1 protein-coding gene is annotated in these 592 nt (G+C 66.2%); it reads left to right on the top strand.

From position 1 onward, the window contains the following. Nucleotides 1–562, top strand: a 562-nt coding sequence (locus KDM41_18610; GenBank protein MCB1185436.1) for an RluA family pseudouridine synthase, incomplete at its 5' end; no start/stop codon positions are given. Between the last annotated feature and the right edge of the window lie 30 nt (nt 563–592).

Below are 592 nucleotides of genomic sequence, written 5' to 3'. Positions count from 1 at the left end.
GATTCTGGTCGTCGCCAAGGACGACAGGACCCATCAGGGTCTGTCGAAACTGTTCGCAAAACACGACATCGAGCGCGTCTACATTGCCTATGTGCGCGGTGCGCCGATGCCGCGCGAGGGCACGGTCGATGCCGCGCTCGCCCGCTCCAACGCCGACCGCAAGAAGATGGCGGTGATAAAATCGCGCGAGGGCGGGCCGGGCAAGGACGCCGTCACACACTACCGCACGCTCGCCATGTTCGGGCGCGACCCGAAAAGGCCGATCGGCCACCCGATCGCCGCGAAGGTGGAATGCACGCTCGAAACCGGCCGCACCCACCAGATCCGCGCCCACATGGCGCATATCGGCTGTCCGCTGCTCGGTGACCCGATGTATGGCCGCGGCCGGGCGCAGCAGCTCCTCAATCTCGATGACGGGCGCGATTTCCGCGACTTCCGCCGCCAGGCGCTGCACGCCGCCGTCCTCGGCTTCGTACACCCGATCACGAAGCAAGAGTTGCGCTTCGAGGCGGACATCCCGAAGGACATGCAACGCCTCGAAGGCTTTCTGGAGACGCTCTAGACCCCTCGTGCATCGAGGCCGCCTGCGGCG

The sequence above is a fragment of the bacterium genome, from assembly GCA_020440705.1.
Taxonomy (GTDB): domain Bacteria; phylum Krumholzibacteriota; class Krumholzibacteriia; order LZORAL124-64-63; family LZORAL124-64-63; genus JAGRNP01.
The sequence above is the reverse complement of the archived record's forward strand: the minus strand, read 5'-3'. Positions and strand labels throughout refer to the sequence as shown.